Genomic DNA, 14,806 nt, shown 5'->3' with positions numbered 1-14,806 from the left:
GAAAATACAACAAAGAAAGAGGGGTTTAATTAAGCTATGATGAAAGGGCTTAAAAAATGGCGTCTTTTTTCACTTCTAGCAGTGATGATGGTCTTCCTTTCAGGTTGTGGTGAAGATTATCTATCAACACTGAAACCATCTGGAGAAGTAGGTAAACAACAATTGAACTTATTACTGTTAACTACTGTAATTATGACGCTAGTAGTAGTAGTAGTATCCGTTATTTATTTACTTGCATTCGTAAAATACCGTCGTTCACGCGTTGGTGAAAATGTGATCCCTAAGCAAGTAGAGGGTAGTCATACGTTAGAAGTGATTTGGACAGTTATACCGATTATTTTATTATTAATTATCGCTGTACCAGTTGTTACAACTACTTATAAATTCGCAGATGTTGCTGCAATGGATGAAGTAGATGAAGAAGGGAACAAAACAGCCCTTACAATCAATGTAACAGCAAAATTATACTGGTGGGAATTCGAATACCCTAACCAAGGGATCGTAACAGCTCAAGAGCTAGTAGTACCAACAGGTGAAAAAGTTTACTTTAATTTAAAAGCTGCCGATGTTAAGCACTCATTCTGGATTCCTGCTGTAGGCGGTAAAATGGATACAAACGTAGAAAACTTAAACAAATTCTACCTAGTATTTGATAAAGAATCAAAAGATCTTAAAGATGGCGTATTTTATGGAAAATGTGCTGAATTATGTGGACCTTCACATGCTTTAATGGACTTTAAAGTAAAAACATTAAGCCCAGATGCATTTGATGCATGGGTTGACGCAATGAAAGCGACAGAAGGACAAACTGCTGACAAAGCTTCAACAGATCTTGGTGAAGCAACTTTTGCTAACAGCTGCTTAGGCTGTCACGCTATCTCAGGTTCAGGAGCAGGCGGTACACCTGGTCCAAACTTAACTACGTTTGGTGATCGTAACCGTGTTGCTGGTTTCTTAGAACACAATGAAGAAAGCTTAAAAGCTTGGATTAAAAACCCAGAGGAATTTAAACCAGGTAACTTGATGATGAATGCTGAAGGCACTGCGCCTATCTACGGTAATTTATCTGACGAGGAAATTGAAGCTCTTGCAACTTATATCATGGGCTTATCAGTAGAAAAATAATTTTCGTTCTATAGTAACAAATTTTGAGGGAGGTAAAAGTTGTGAGCTCATACACACAGAAAAAGGGCTTTGGAGCAACTGTCTGGGATTACATTACTACTGTCGACCATAAAAAGTTAGCAGTTATGTATTTATTAGCCGGAACATTGTTCTTCGCTATCGCTGGTTTTGAAGCGTTATTAATGCGTATTCAGTTAATGAAACCAAATAACGATTTTGTATCAGCTGGTTTTTTCAATGAATTATTAACAATGCACGGAACAACAATGTTATTCCTAGCTGCTACTCCATTACTATTTGCATTTATGAACATGCTTGTACCATTACAAATTGGTGCGCGTGACGTTGCATTCCCGTTCCTTAACTCTTTAGGGTTCTGGTTATTCTTCCTAGGTGCAGTATTCCTTCACCTGTCATTCTTTATGGGTGGCGCTCCTGATGCGGGCTGGACTTCTTATGCATCATTATCTTTATATTCTCCAGGACATGGTATTGATTTCTATGTTCTTGGTTTACAAATTTCAGGGGCAGGTACTTTAATTTCTGGTCTTAACTTCATCGTTACGATCATTACAATGCGTGCTCCAGGTATGACATTCATGCGTATGCCATTATTCACTTGGACTTCACTTGTATCAAGTGCGTTAATTTTATTCGCATTCCCTCCATTAACAATTGGTTTATTAATGATGTTATTTGACCGTATGTTCGGTGGTAACTTCTTTGACCATACAATGGGTGGTAACACAGTTATTTGGGAACACTTATTCTGGATCTTCGGACACCCAGAGGTTTATATCCTAGTATTACCTGCGTTCGGGTTATTCTCTGAGATTATCCCAGCGTTCTCTCGTAAACGTTTATTCGGATACTCTTCAATGGTATTCGCTACAATTTTAATCGGTTTCTTAGGGTTCATGGTTTGGGCCCACCATATGTTTACAACTGGTCTTGGGCCAACAGCAAACGCAATCTTCGCTGTTGCAACAATGGCTATTGCTGTTCCAACAGGTATGAAAGTATTCAACTGGATCCTAACAATTTGGGGCGGATCTATTAAAGTTACAACACCAATGCTTTATGCACTTGGTTTCATCCCGTCATTCGTTGCGGGTGGTGTTACAGGGGTAATGCAAGCATCTGCTCCTCTTGACTATCAACTACATGATTCTTACTTTATCGTAGCTCACTTCCACTATGTAATCGTTGGTGGTATCGTTACAGCATTATTTGGTTCAGCTCATTTCTATTGGCCAATTTTCTTCAACCGTATGTTAAACGAAACGCTTGGTAAAATTACTTTCTGGATATTCTTTATCGGATTCCATTTAACGTTCTTCGTTCAACACTTCCTAGGTTTAATGGGTATGCCACGTCGTGTATTCACTTACATGGAAGGTCAAGGTTGGGACCAATTCAACTATATCTCTACAATCGGTGCATTAATGATGGGTGTAGGGGTTATCTTAATGGTAATCAACTGCTTAATGTCGATCAAAGGCAAACCAGCAGGTCGCGACCCATGGGGCGATGGACGTACTTTAGAATGGTCAATTCCACAACCAATTCCATTCTATAACTTCCGTCAAACACCACTTGTTCGTGGTTTAGATCCATGGTGGATTGAAAAACAAGAAGGTAACAAAGAAGTGACATTTGCTGAGCCACTAGGTGATATCCATATGCCAAATAACTCAGCGATTCCATTCGTTATTTCATTAGGTATGTTTATTGCAGCATTTGGTGCTCTTTACAATCCAGATGCAGATAAACCTTGGTCAATCTACATTTTAATCATTGGTTTAGCAATTACTTTCGGTGCGATGATTTTCCGTTCTGTTAAAGACGATCATGGCTTCCATTTACACAAAGAAGATATTATTGAAATTGAAGAACAACTTTACGGCAAAGGAGGAAATAAATAATGGATTTCAATACTAAGTTTACTCCTCATACTTGGCCAGACCATCCTGAACAAGCTACGATGGAAGGTAAAAATAAAGTCGTTGGTTTCTGGATTTTCCTTGCCTGTGAAGTTGTACTTTTCGCAAGTTTATTCGCTACTTACCTAGCGCTTAAGAACAAAGGGCCAGCTGGCATGGAGTTCACAACACAAGGTTTATTTGAATTACCATTAGCATTTGCAATGACGATGTTATTATTAACATCTTCATTAACATCTGTATACGCAATTTACCATATGCGTAACTTTAACTTTAAAGGTATGCAAACTTGGTTAGCAATTACTTTAGCTTTAGGTCTTGGATTCTTAGCACTTGAAATTTATGAATTCCAACACTATGTGCACCTTGGTTTTACATTTAACCAATCTGCATTCGCAACTGCATTTTATTCTTTAGTTGGTACACACGGTTTCCACGTAACTTTAGGACTTGTATGGATTGCAACTTTAATGATCCGAAATGCTAAACGTGGGTTAAACTTGTACAATGCACCTAAATTCTTCGTAGCTGCTTTATATTGGCACTTTATCGATGTTGTTTGGGTATTCATCTTTACAGTAGTATACTTGATGGGAGTGATCGGATAATGTCTTCACACGATACACCTATAGTTGCTAAGTCACAGGCACAATATGAATATGATCGTCATCATAATGCCGTTCATATGCGTAAACAAGTAATCAACTTTGCGATCATGATTTTCTTTACTTTTATCGCTTTCGCAGTAGTTGCAGCCGATTTTTCTAAATACTTAATCATGCCATTAGTATTATTATTGGCTGGTGTTCAAGTTGTACTTCAGCTTTATTCTTTCATGCACTTAGAAGACAAAAAAACACACTTCGGTGGCGTTATTGGTTTCTTCATGTGGATGGGAATTTTAATCGCATTTACATTCTTCTTAGCATTTTTAACAATCATTTGGTGGTAATCACCAATAAAGCACGTTCGTCATATTGTACGAACGTGCTTTTCTTATTGTAGTGAAGTTATGTAGATTTCAAAAAGAGGCAAACACTGTTAAACTTAACATTTGTTCACCTTTCGTTCATTGCAGTATAGCTGTAAGCGTTTTATAATAGGAGTACTGAAGTTTAAAGGAGTGCGTTCTATATGCCACTTAGTATATTTGGTTTCCAAGCATTGTGGAGCCCATATTTAATAGGGGTTCTTGTTTTTATAACAATCATCTATTTTTTAGTCACAATAAAGTGGCGTAAGGATTTTAAAGTAAGTGAGCCTTTAAAAAAGGGTGAAGCCATTTACTTTGTGTTAGCCATGATTACTATTTATATTATCAAAGGTTCTCCAATTGATTTAATGGCTCATATTATGTTTACGATGCATATGGTGCAAATGGCTATATTATTATTACTTGTTCCCATCTTCCTAATTAAAGGGATCCCTTGGTGGGTTTGGAAAGTTGCTATTGAGGCACCAGTTGTTAGAACGTTGTTTAAAGTACTGACATTACCTGTTGTTGCAGTATTTGTGTTTATTGGTTTATTTTCCTTCTATCATTTACCTTCAATATTAGATTACATTAAATTAAATGAAACATTACATGGTACCTATACATTTGTATTATTTCTTTCTGCTGTTTTTATGTACTGGCCTTTAATTCAAAATATGCCTAATAGAGCTCATATGAAGCCATTGCATAAATTAGCCTATATTATTGCCAATGCCGTGTTAATTACACCTGCTTGTGGATTAATTATTTTCGCTCCTAATGCAATGTATGAAACATATACAAATGGTGAAGCATGGTTAAAAGCAATGGAGCTTTGTGTACCAGCCTCTACGTTATCAGGCTTATCTTTATCAGGACCAGAGCTATTTACAGACATGAAGCCTGTTGCAGACCAGCAATTAGGTGGCGTGTTAATGAAAATCTTACAAGAACTTATTTTTGGTGTATTAATTGGTACAATCTTTACAAGATGGTATCGTTCTGAACAAAAGGATCCAGATAAAATTACTGCTGACGCATTAGCTGCACACCAAAAAAAATGGGAAAGCCAACAGCAGCATTAATTTTAAAATAGAAATTTACTATGTATAAGGAGTTTTGACAATGGAATTGCAAATTTTGCCTACTATAAGTACATCATTTATCGTGATTAGTGCTGTACTCGTAGCGATAGGTTGGGGCTTAATTATAAAAAGAAATGTAGAAGGACATAAAAAAGTAATGCTTGCTGCAGGTGTAGCTGCACTTATTTTCTTTATTATTTATGCTTCACGAACAGTGTTTATTGGTAATACTGCTTTTGGTGGTGGTGAACATTTAAAACCATATTATACGTTTTTCTTGATTTTCCACATTATCCTGGCAACATCCGGAGCCGTATTTGGTATTGTTAGTATTATTTCAGGTTTAAAAACAAATCTCAAATTGCATAGGAGAATTGGACCAATCACAAGTATTATTTGGTTCTTTGTTGCGATTACAGGTGTCCTTGTTTATTTACTATTATATGTTTTATTTGAACCTGGTGAAACGACTTCAGTTATTAAAGCCATTTTAGGATTTTAAAGAAAATCTCCCTCCTTATTTTTGTACAGGAGGGAGATTTTTTGTAGTAGGCTGAAATAAAGAAAGTACCACGACAAAAAGTAATGGTCCAATTAAAATGCCAAGAAAACCAAAAATTTTAAACCCAATAAACATGGCAATAAAAGTATTTAAAGATGAAAGTCCAATCTTATCGCCAATAATCTTTGGTTCAATCATTCTTCGTACTAAAAATTGTCCCACGGTTAATAACGTTAAGATCCCAGCATAAAGATAATCACCAGCAAACGCCTGGTAAATAGCCCAAGGGACTAATAAGAGAAATGAATCGAGAAAAGGGATAAAGTCTAACACAACAAGCAAACAAGCTAACAGTATCGGAAATGGTGTTTTTAAAAAGTAAAATGCTGCGAATGATATAGCAAAAATACTAAGGCCGACTAGGAATTGAGCTTTTAGAAATCCAAATAGGGCTAATTTTACACGTTGTCCAATGAAAATTATTTTTTGATGATAATGAAAAGGAACGGGCATTAATAATTTCCGATTAATGCTAGGCAAATCTAAAAGTAGCATGTACAAGACAATCCAGTAAACAAAAATATCAAATAAACGAGTGGGAATATATGTTAGTAATGTTGACCAGACATTAATGTTTGTTAAGGATAGGGCGAATTTTTCAATAGAAGCCAAAGCTTTTGCAATCATAAATTGGATTTGTAAAACTAATTCTACAGGTAAATGATAAGTGTAGTTACTGAGTTTAGATTGCATTTGTATCCATAAAGCAGATAATTGATTAAGGTACTCAGGAATATCCATGATAAATGAAGAAAATTGTTTCCAACTTATAAAGAGAAGGAGACTACATAATAATAAAGTTATAGTTAAAAAAAATAAAAAGAAAATGAAAACAACGATTTTACGTTTTTTTCGAAACCGTTTACTCATTCGAACAATAATAGGCTCTAAAAGTAAAGCGGTTAAGTAGGCAAGTAAGATTGGTAATGATATTGAAATGAACCAGAGAATAAAAATGCCCATTGCAATAACAATAATGGGATGACGAAAAAAAGGACGGTTAAAAAACGATAACATATTCTCACCTACATCATGTAAAAGATATAGGTAGTATGAGAAGAAAAAATAATTTTACTCAAATAAAAAAAGACTGGACCACCAGTCTTTTCACATCGATGAAGCTATCTACGCTATACTTGCTGTCACTTTAAAACTCTAAAGATTAGCGTGCGTTTACAGGTTCAAAGTTATTTTTATTTGTAGGCTCGATTGAGAATTGATCTAATTCTAATTTAACCTTTTTTAAGATTTCTTCACATTTTTTAACAAGATGTGCTGGGTAAACTTCGTCATCCCCATATTCTACACCATGTGGATAATAATATTTACCAAGAGCTGGTTTCATTAACGTAAGGATGGCATCATGTGCGCCTACATCACCAGAAATGGCATATGCGAATACGCGTAGGTAATAGCGACCTTCACGAGTATCGAAACGTTTATCGAATGTCATACGCTCGTAATCCCAACCGCCATCACATTCTAAACCATGTTTTTTCATAATGCTGACAATTAGCTCTTGATCAGCTGTTAAATTTTCAAGGTTAGTATTTTCAAAATACATGTATAGTCCTCCTTTAGGTTCTCGTACAAAGTATACGCTCATTTTTATAATAGAGCATATTTGACATTGTTGCAATGACAACATTGTGTCAACCCAATTACAATTGATATAATAACTTACAATAATGGTGATGAAAAGGAGTCCTGTATGAAAGCTTTATTACGCATTTTAATGCTTTGTGGTGCAATTGCAATAATCGGCTTTATGTTCTTTAATACCCCCAAGGAAAATGAGCCACTAGAAGGGCCAAATACCAATTCAAATATCATACCCCAAACAAAGCTAAAACAGGAGGCCGCTGTAGGTGCAATGACACGTCCACAAACGGGCATATCAACATTGATAGGAAAAGACACACAAACTGTGTTGGAGCAGTACGGGGAACCAGCAAGAAAAGAACCATCCTCTTTTGGCTATCAATGGTGGGTATACAATGATGATGTCTCTACGTTTTTTATGGTTGGTGTTGAAAAAAATGTGGTGAAGCAAGTTTACATAGCAGGACAAAATATCGATGCATTTCCTTTTAAAGTTGGTCAGAAACGCGATGAAATATACCGCATGACAATTATCGACTATGAGGTAGCAGCTACTGTTGGTGACAATATTTTCATCTTCTCCATGAGTGAAGAGGATATGCAAACTAGGCTACTTGTTAAATTTGATGGTCTTTATGCACAGCTTTATATAGATCGGGAGACAAGTGAATTGCAGGGAATACGTTATACAGACAGTGAAACACTTGTCCTTCATCAGCCCTATGAAATGAGCTATCAAGGGGAACTAGTTAGACGGACACCGCCTTCCTCTTATTTGCAACAAGAAATCGATGTGGCTAGTGCCAAACAGCTTGATGATTTATTAAATGTGACGAGAGTCCATCATGATTTACCACCTTTAGAAATGGATAACTCGTTAGAAGAAGTGGCAAGAAAGCATAGTGAAGATATGAAGGTACAAAACTTCTTAGCACATGAGTCCCCAACATATGGTGACTTAAAAAAGAGATTACAAGCTAATAATATCGAGTATAGTGATGCCAATGAAAATCTTGCCACTGCTTATTTTGATGCAGTAGAAGCGATGCACGGTTGGACAAACTCTCCTGAGCATAGGAAGGTACTTTTAAATGATAGATTCACACGCGTTGGTTCGGGCGCTTTTGTGGATTATTATACACAAATTTATCTAGAGCCGGCTTCTTCGCAAAAGATGGATAGTAAAGAAAAAGATAGTGAAGGGCAAACAAATGAAGAGCCAGTTAGTGAAGATTCTATAGAAAAAACTGATCAATTATCACCATAATAGAAGAACCCCCCTTATGAAGACAAGCTTTGATTAACCGAGTTTGTCTTCATTTTTTATTCCCTCTTTAGGCTTCTGCATTTTTCGTCACACCGTTACAAAAGCCGTCATATGATAGAGAACCGAAGGGGGGAATGAGGTTTGCAATTAGCTGAGTTATTAAAAGACTGGCCATGTAGTGTGACAGGAGGATCTATTCGAACAGAAATAACAGGTGTAGAGGATTACGCTCAGGCAGTACAACCTGGTGACATTTTTATTGTACGAAAGGGTAAAAAAACGTCGGGTAGTCGTTTTGTTAAAGAAGCATTGGCACGAGGTGCTGCTGCCATTGTGTCTGAAGAAAGTATTTCTTTACCCATTATAGATAAAGAAATTCCTTTTGTATGGGTTCCTAATACCGCATTATTTTTATCGTATGCAAGTGCCAAACTTGCTGCTTTTCCAGCAGAGGCTTTAACAGTTATTGCGATAACAGGAACAAACGGAAAAACAACAGTGAGTCATTTTGTAAGTCAGCTTTTAAACGCTCTACATAAAAAAACAGCAGTTATTGGTACAGTTGGTTTTTTCATCAATGGTGAGAAGCAACAAACAGCTTACGAACAATTAACAACATTGCAAGCAAAAGAGTTACATCCGATCCTAAAGCAATGTGTACGAAAAGGTGTGACACATGTTGTACTAGAAGCCTCTTCAATGGGTTTACAACAACATCGACTTGATCATTGTGATATTGATTGTGGTGTATTTTTAAATTTATCAGATGATCATTTAGAAGATCATGGAGGGTTAGAAGCCTATAAACGTGCGAAAAAGAGATTAGCGGATTTATCCAAAAAGCTAGTGTTAAATGGAGATGATAATTTTTGCCGTTCCGTTGGTATCTATGATAAGAAAAAATCTTGCTCATTTGGCTTTGATAATCACAATGATTTACATATACAAATTGTCAGTGAATCAGCTGGAAAAACTGTACTTTGTCTACAAACTACCGCGAGTGAGCATATTGTTGAAATCCCTTTTGTCGGAAAATATCATGTACAAAATACGATAGCAGCCTTAATGGCAGTATGGCGTATAGGGGTCCCTATGGAAGATATTGTAGAGCATATGTGGTCTTTAAAGCTACCAGAAGGAAGGCTTGAGAAAATTGATAATCCGTTAGGTATTGAGGTATATGTAGATTATGCCCATACTGCTGAAGCCTTACAAGCTGTATTACAAACCTTTGATCGTTCCAAAACCATTTACCTAGTCTTTAGTTGTGGAGGAAATCGCGATAAGGCGAAACGATTTGCTATGGGTGCAGTGGCGAGTAAATATGCTGATGTAATCTATTTAACAACAGATAACCCACGTGATGAAGATCCAATTGTTATTAATGAAAGTATAATTGCTGGTTTTACAGAGCAACAATACTACGAAATTTATCTAGATCGAAAACTTGCTATTCATCAAGCTTTAGCAAAGGCGAAAAAGGGCGATATTGTCCTTGTTGCCGGAAAAGGGCATGAACAAACACAGCAAATTAAAAATCAAAAATTCCCTTTTTCCGACCAACAATGTATCAAAGACTATTTTTCAAATCTAATTACAGACGACGCTGAATAACAAAGAAAGAGCCCGTAGCTATGGCAAGCTTGCGCCCCGTCTCATCCTCTATATCACATTCCATGACAAGCGTTTGACGTCCTTTATGGACAAAACGACCACGTGCAATCAATTCTTTGTTCTTCGTTGTGGCGATATAGGAGACATTCATATTTGTAGTGACTACATTATATCCCTCTGGTACAGAGCGTGAAGCAAGTCCACCCATAGCTGCATCTGCAATCGTTGCAATAATGCCGCCGTGTGGTACCTTAATCGTATTATGGATGACAGGAGTAATAGGGATACGGACCTCGCTCACTTCAGGCTCAAATTTTCCTACCATATGTAGAGCAGCATTAATATAACGACGATGAATGCCTTGTTGTTTATCACGTAATCCATTTAAAAGATGGAATAAAACTTCCTCATCTTCCTCAGTACTTTCTTGTAAAATTGCGCCAAGTAATTGTTCAATTTGTCCTTTAGCTGTTGACATCAATTGGAAAACCTCTTTCATTAAAAATATCATTAATGTAAAATTACCATAAAATCTGTTATGATGGGAAAGAGATTGGGGGAATTAAAAATGATGATGACCTCTGACTGGGTAATCATTTTAGATGAGGCCGAAGAGCTTTGTAAGATGATTCTTTCCTCAGAACCAGCGATCGCGCTACAACAAGCGTATGATGCAGTATATAGTGATACGCAAATTGTAGAGGCTATTTATGCATTTAATCGCATGAAAGAGCAGTACGAAGATGTACAACGTTTCGGAAAATATCATCCGGACTACCATACAATCATGAAGTCAATTCGCCAACAAAAGAGGGCACTTGACTTAAATGAGAAAGTTTCAGCCTTAAAAATTGCTGAAAACGATTTTCAGGATTTACTGGATGAGATTAGCCTTTTAATAGGAAAAACAGTCTCTGAAGCGGTAAAAGTTCCTGTAAGTAATCCATTCTTTGCCTCTGGTTCATCTTGCGGAGGAGGATGTGGCTCGGGTGGTTCTTGCTCTTGCTCAGCGTAATGTAAGATGTGTATAAAACACATCTCTTCTAGACTGTAAACAACTCGAAGGTACTTGCAGAGTTGTTTACAGTCTTTTTTCATTATGTAGTGAAAGTAATTTCGGGAGCTTTCAAAAATAAAGGGAAGGACTTGCTAATGTCCTTCCCTTTCTATTGTTTATATCAAGCTTGCTTTTGTAATAACTCTACAGCAATATCAGGGCGATCAGTAATAATGCCTTGTGCTCCATTATTGATCAATTTGTTCATTGTGTCTATGTCATTGATCGTCCAATAGTGAACAGGTATATTCAGGTTATTTAAAAACTGAATAAATTTAGGCGAATCTAAAGCAATAACCCCTGATTTAGGTGGGATTTGAAATACATCTACTTTTGGATGATATAAATGTCCAAATTGACTTGAGAAGGAAGCGAATGCTTTTCTTACATCCGATTCACCTGCACCAAGTGCTACCTGATTTTGAGCATATAAATTGAAGCGATCTATTTGTTCACCGTAAAAACTTGTTACCACGACACGATGTTCAGCGCCAAGTTCTTCAATTAAACGCCAAAGTTTTGAAGGCATTAGACTTCCTTCATACGTATCAGGAGCATCTTTTATATCGATATTGATTAGCATGTTTGGATAACTTTCTAATAGCTCTCGTAACGTTACTACATTTAATTTATCCTCTCTATATGGAAAAGCTCCATCTAGATCTTCAAACTGGTAGCCATGGTTTAAGGCGTTAAGTTCTGCCAATGTCATATCAGCAACGAGACCATAACCATCTGTAGTACGTTCAACTGTTTCATCGTGGAAAACAATAATTTCCTCATCTTTCGTTAGGCGGATATCGATTTCAAAGCCATCAACACCTAGCTGCGCAGCTTTTTCAAAAGCCATCATTGTATGTTCGGGTGCTAAATGAGCTCCGCCACGATGTGCAAGTATTACAGGGCGATCAAATTGTAATGCTTGTTTGCTTTCTCGTTGCTGCGGTTTAGAAATCGCTTTACTACCTGCCCACGCCGCTGCACTTGCTGCTGCAATGGCAAGCGCAATTTTTGTTTTCTTACCCATATTCGTCCTCCTTAACAATTATCGTCATATAAAAAGTATAGTGATTTCATTTTTCATTGATTGTAAGTGCTCAACGTTGGAGAGCTACCAAAACTAGAAACTAGTATAAGTGAATAAGGTGATTTTTTCATGCTGATTTTTGCCGTCATCATATAAAATAATTGTTATGGAGATTAAATGTTAAAACGTTCCATTATCGAGGCGTTAGCAGCATTTATTATTCCTTTTAATGTAGCAACCATTCATTCATCAAAAACACCTGATTCATAATTCTGCCAAGTTCAATGTTTATGCTTTTCCATTATAACGGAAAATTGAGCGTTCTGTCAGCTAAACTCTGTTGCTATCATTTTCTGGTCTATGGTATTCTTTTAGGTAAGAAATGAGGGAATCCAATATGAACGAACGACAAGGGCTAATCGTTTACGTCCATCAATTAAAACATGCGAAGTCTCTTCGGAAATATGGTCATGTTCTTTATATTTCTAGAAGGCAAAAGTACGTAGTGCTTTACTGTGATCGTGAGGATATTGACATGATGACAACAAAACTACAACGCCTCCCATTTGTGAAAGACGTTGTAGAGTCTTATCGTCCATTTGTGAAAACTGAATATGAAAATGCAAAACCAGATAAAGCAAAGGAATACGACTATAAAGTAGGTCTATAATATTAAGTTAATGCAGGTATATAGTTATTTAGTCTTAATATGCCAATTAAGTATTGATAAAATAGTTTTGATTCCGAAAATATAGATGAGTGCTTTATTTCTACAACAACTGCTTTTCGATCGAGTTGTTCTATTTGTGCTTCAAACATTTTTTGTCGCTTTGTTGGTTGTTCCTCATTATATGGGATGCCTTCTCGACAAATATATATAGGCATGAATTTACTTTCACCGACTGGTTTGAGGGCGACAGCTAAAGAAATTACCTTCTTATCTTCTTTTGTAGAAGTTAGTATAAAGGCTTGATGAAAACGTTCCTGATTGGTTTTAATAATTTCGAGTAGCTCGTAAACATCACCATAGCCTTCACCTAATTCTATAAATTGTTGTGGCATAATAATTGCACATCCTTTCCATTATCATAGTATCATGCTGCGGGAGGTCAAGCACATGAAATTTGCATTAAGCTTTTTTTCTATTTTAGCACTAATTATTACAGGAACGTTATTTTTCCAATATCATGCTTATTCTTCTGATCTAGAAACTGGCATAGGTGATTTTCATTACTCACAGGAAATAGAAATTGTTTATCGTGAAAATAGCTTGGATATTCGTCACCATTTTAAAAATCTGCCGAATCAAAAGGTGAAGATTAAATGGCCAGAAAAAGCAACGAATGCTAGTTGCTTTATCGAAAATGAAAAAAGCTGTGAACGTTTATCAGATGAAGTTTCTTATTTTGCAAAAGGAGAAACAAAATCACAATCTGTGTCATACATAATTCCCATTGAGGGTGGCTTAAAAAATAAGATGCTCCTTCAAAATGTTTTTGCTACACTAATGAATGGTGAAGCATCTTATTCAATTGTATCTATTTCGACGGACAGTAAAGTGAATGGACAATGGATTACAGGTCTACCATTAGTTGGTCAACAACAATTAGTTCATGTCAATTATACAATGTTTAGAGGAGATGGAACGGTTCAAGATCTTTATTGGCAAGCAGGTAAGCTTAAAGTACAAGAGCAATCCCCTGTATTATCGATCTATGCCCAGCAGGCCATTCCAAATGATTTCCTAAAATCATTCGAAAATTTACAGTTTTTAAATGATGAACATATTGCCATTATTCAAGAAAAAAGTCCAGTAGTAGCTCATGATGAGAGATTGTTATTTTTACCAACGCTTACTGCACAAGCTGTTGAACAGGAAGTGATTTTGTCACAAATTAAATCTCAATTTAAATTTGTGGATTCTCCAGAATGGTTACCTGAAATTGTGGCATCCTACTTATTAAACGACCAAATTGGCGGAGAAAGAACGAAGAAAATTATCACGAACTTAAATGAATATATGACGGATAATCAACAACAAGCTTGGCAGGAAACGCTGAAAAAACTAGGGGATGAATCGATTTCACCGGATACATTGGACAAGTATTTATCGCAAGTATTAGATGCTAAGACATCCTATTTTACATTAAACGCACAGCAAAAAAATGGAATATATCCACTTTTATTTGAGGATGCACGAGATGTGTATGTCAATGATGTGTTGAAGGAAGAAGTACGTGTTATTCGCTATGAAGGGCAAACGTTGTATACCGCAGATACATTATTACCTGAGCTTGGTTACTCAGCTGAGGAAGGGCAGAATGGTTATTATGTAAATAGTGAGCATCGTACATTCCGCTTCCCTAAAGAGCCAGGATTCTATGTCTTCAATCAACGAAGATATTCGACTATTTCTGAACCAATTATTAAGATTGCTGATCATTATTATGTAGAAGAGGCTTGGTTACAACGTTTATTCTTGGTAGAATTACAAAAGAAAGATGAGCGAATTCAAGTATTAGCACAAGAACAATAATAACTTTTGCAGCGG

At 36.4% G+C, this 14,806-nt stretch carries 16 protein-coding genes; 11 read left to right on the top strand and 5 right to left on the bottom strand.

Annotated elements, in window-relative coordinates; all coding sequences use genetic code 11:
• The first annotated feature begins 36 nt into the window (after positions 1 to 36).
• The 6 genes from coxB (at position 37) to SJW71_RS19450 (ending at position 5,628) form a co-directional block, all read left to right on the top strand.
• A complete protein-coding gene (coxB, locus tag SJW71_RS19475) occupies positions 37 to 1,125 on the top strand; it encodes a cytochrome c oxidase subunit II (RefSeq protein ID WP_274795830.1) in 1,089 nt (362 codons plus the stop codon).
• Between the two features lie 41 nt (positions 1,126 to 1,166).
• Entirely contained in the window at positions 1,167 to 3,050 is a 1,884-nt protein-coding gene (gene ctaD, locus SJW71_RS19470) for a cytochrome c oxidase subunit I (RefSeq protein ID WP_274795831.1), read from the top strand.
• The gene (locus tag SJW71_RS19465; protein ID WP_036125326.1) at positions 3,050 to 3,676 is read left to right on the top strand and encodes a cytochrome c oxidase subunit 3; all 627 of its coding nucleotides are present in this window, start codon (positions 3,050 to 3,052) and stop codon (positions 3,674 to 3,676) included. The genes ctaD and SJW71_RS19465 overlap by 1 nt, the downstream gene beginning before the upstream one ends.
• Positions 3,676 to 4,020, top strand: a complete 345-nt coding sequence (locus SJW71_RS19460) for a cytochrome C oxidase subunit IV family protein (protein WP_274795832.1) — start codon at positions 3,676 to 3,678, stop codon at positions 4,018 to 4,020. Before SJW71_RS19465 ends, SJW71_RS19460 begins: the two co-directional genes overlap by 1 nt.
• A gap of 182 nt (positions 4,021 to 4,202) precedes the next feature.
• On the top strand, positions 4,203 to 5,126 hold the full coding sequence (ctaG, locus tag SJW71_RS19455; RefSeq protein ID WP_274795833.1) for a cytochrome c oxidase assembly factor CtaG: 924 nt from the start codon (positions 4,203 to 4,205) through the stop codon (positions 5,124 to 5,126).
• A gap of 40 nt (positions 5,127 to 5,166) precedes the next feature.
• Positions 5,167 to 5,628, top strand: coding sequence for a DUF420 domain-containing protein (locus SJW71_RS19450; protein ID WP_274795834.1), 462 nt, complete (start codon positions 5,167 to 5,169; stop codon positions 5,626 to 5,628).
• A 15-nt stretch (positions 5,629 to 5,643) separates the two neighbouring features.
• Here SJW71_RS19450 and ytvI read toward each other — a convergent pair whose 3' ends face one another.
• The gene (ytvI, locus tag SJW71_RS19445) at positions 5,644 to 6,705 is read right to left on the bottom strand and encodes a sporulation integral membrane protein YtvI (RefSeq protein WP_274795835.1); all 1,062 of its coding nucleotides are present in this window, start codon (positions 6,703 to 6,705) and stop codon (positions 5,644 to 5,646) included.
• Between the two features lie 145 nt (positions 6,706 to 6,850).
• Complete coding sequence (locus SJW71_RS19440) at positions 6,851 to 7,252, bottom strand: YugN family protein (RefSeq protein ID WP_141903391.1); 402 nt, start codon at positions 7,250 to 7,252, stop codon at positions 6,851 to 6,853.
• Positions 7,253 to 7,399: 147 nt separating this feature from the next.
• Here SJW71_RS19440 and SJW71_RS19435 point away from each other — a divergent pair, with 147 nt between their 5' ends.
• A complete protein-coding gene (locus SJW71_RS19435; protein ID WP_322604674.1) occupies positions 7,400 to 8,557 on the top strand; it encodes a CAP domain-containing protein in 1,158 nt (385 codons plus the stop codon).
• A 141-nt stretch (positions 8,558 to 8,698) separates the two neighbouring features.
• Positions 8,699 to 10,171, top strand: a complete 1,473-nt coding sequence (locus SJW71_RS19430; protein ID WP_274795837.1) for a UDP-N-acetylmuramoyl-L-alanyl-D-glutamate--2,6-diaminopimelate ligase — start codon at positions 8,699 to 8,701, stop codon at positions 10,169 to 10,171.
• Here SJW71_RS19430 and SJW71_RS19425 read toward each other — a convergent pair.
• Positions 10,152 to 10,649 carry a PaaI family thioesterase gene (locus SJW71_RS19425; RefSeq protein WP_274795838.1) on the bottom strand — a complete coding sequence of 166 codons (498 nt, stop codon included), beginning with the start codon at positions 10,647 to 10,649 and terminating at the stop codon, positions 10,152 to 10,154. The genes SJW71_RS19430 and SJW71_RS19425 overlap by 20 nt on opposite strands.
• A gap of 90 nt (positions 10,650 to 10,739) precedes the next feature.
• On the opposite strand from SJW71_RS19425, the gene SJW71_RS19420 reads away from it, so the two are divergent.
• Positions 10,740 to 11,186 carry a YlbF family regulator gene (locus SJW71_RS19420; protein ID WP_274795840.1) on the top strand — a complete coding sequence of 149 codons (447 nt, stop codon included), beginning with the start codon at positions 10,740 to 10,742 and terminating at the stop codon, positions 11,184 to 11,186.
• 163 nt (positions 11,187 to 11,349) lie between these two features.
• Here SJW71_RS19420 and SJW71_RS19415 read toward each other — a convergent pair whose 3' ends face one another.
• The gene (locus SJW71_RS19415; RefSeq protein WP_274795841.1) at positions 11,350 to 12,255 is read right to left on the bottom strand and encodes a glycerophosphodiester phosphodiesterase; all 906 of its coding nucleotides are present in this window, start codon (positions 12,253 to 12,255) and stop codon (positions 11,350 to 11,352) included.
• A gap of 397 nt (positions 12,256 to 12,652) precedes the next feature.
• Here SJW71_RS19415 and SJW71_RS19410 point away from each other — a divergent pair, with 397 nt between their 5' ends.
• Positions 12,653 to 12,925 carry a YlbG family protein gene (locus tag SJW71_RS19410; protein ID WP_054611705.1) on the top strand — a complete coding sequence of 91 codons (273 nt, stop codon included), beginning with the start codon at positions 12,653 to 12,655 and terminating at the stop codon, positions 12,923 to 12,925.
• 2 nt (positions 12,926 to 12,927) lie between these two features.
• On the opposite strand, the gene SJW71_RS19405 is transcribed toward SJW71_RS19410, so the two are convergent.
• Positions 12,928 to 13,317 (bottom strand): DUF7147 family protein, encoded by a 390-nt coding sequence (locus SJW71_RS19405; protein WP_274795843.1) that lies wholly within the window; start codon positions 13,315 to 13,317, stop codon positions 12,928 to 12,930.
• Between the two features lie 55 nt (positions 13,318 to 13,372).
• Here SJW71_RS19405 and SJW71_RS19400 point away from each other — a divergent pair, with 55 nt between their 5' ends.
• A complete protein-coding gene (locus SJW71_RS19400; protein ID WP_431811352.1) occupies positions 13,373 to 14,791 on the top strand; it encodes an RNA polymerase II in 1,419 nt (472 codons plus the stop codon).
• The last annotated feature ends 15 nt before the right edge of the window (positions 14,792 to 14,806 follow it).

The sequence above is a fragment of the Lysinibacillus sp. FW12 genome (assembly GCF_050817245.1).
GTDB lineage: Bacteria > Bacillota > Bacilli > Bacillales_A > Planococcaceae > Lysinibacillus > Lysinibacillus irui.
This window is presented reverse-complemented; position numbering and strand designations above follow the sequence as displayed.

What these genes read in the sequence shown, in the direction of transcription:
- coxB (WP_274795830.1), top strand. Translation starts at nt 37, where the DNA reads ATGATGAAAGGGCTTAAAAAATGGCGTCTTTTTTCACTTCTAGCAGTG.
- SJW71_RS19465 (WP_036125326.1), top strand. Translation starts at nt 3,050, where the DNA reads ATGGATTTCAATACTAAGTTTACTCCTCATACTTGGCCAGACCATCCT.
- SJW71_RS19460 (WP_274795832.1), top strand. Translation starts at nt 3,676, where the DNA reads ATGTCTTCACACGATACACCTATAGTTGCTAAGTCACAGGCACAATAT.
- ctaG (WP_274795833.1), top strand. Translation starts at nt 4,203, where the DNA reads ATGCCACTTAGTATATTTGGTTTCCAAGCATTGTGGAGCCCATATTTA.
- SJW71_RS19450 (WP_274795834.1), top strand. Translation starts at nt 5,167, where the DNA reads ATGGAATTGCAAATTTTGCCTACTATAAGTACATCATTTATCGTGATT.
- ytvI (WP_274795835.1), bottom strand. Translation starts at nt 6,705, where the DNA reads ATGTTATCGTTTTTTAACCGTCCTTTTTTTCGTCATCCCATTATTGTT.
- SJW71_RS19440 (WP_141903391.1), bottom strand. Translation starts at nt 7,252, where the DNA reads ATGTATTTTGAAAATACTAACCTTGAAAATTTAACAGCTGATCAAGAG.
- SJW71_RS19435 (WP_322604674.1), top strand. Translation starts at nt 7,400, where the DNA reads ATGAAAGCTTTATTACGCATTTTAATGCTTTGTGGTGCAATTGCAATA.
- SJW71_RS19425 (WP_274795838.1), bottom strand. Translation starts at nt 10,649, where the DNA reads ATGTCAACAGCTAAAGGACAAATTGAACAATTACTTGGCGCAATTTTA.
- SJW71_RS19420 (WP_274795840.1), top strand. Translation starts at nt 10,740, where the DNA reads ATGATGATGACCTCTGACTGGGTAATCATTTTAGATGAGGCCGAAGAG.
- SJW71_RS19415 (WP_274795841.1), bottom strand. Translation starts at nt 12,255, where the DNA reads ATGGGTAAGAAAACAAAAATTGCGCTTGCCATTGCAGCAGCAAGTGCA.
- SJW71_RS19410 (WP_054611705.1), top strand. Translation starts at nt 12,653, where the DNA reads ATGAACGAACGACAAGGGCTAATCGTTTACGTCCATCAATTAAAACAT.
- SJW71_RS19405 (WP_274795843.1), bottom strand. Translation starts at nt 13,317, where the DNA reads ATGCCACAACAATTTATAGAATTAGGTGAAGGCTATGGTGATGTTTAC.
- SJW71_RS19400 (WP_431811352.1), top strand. Translation starts at nt 13,373, where the DNA reads ATGAAATTTGCATTAAGCTTTTTTTCTATTTTAGCACTAATTATTACA.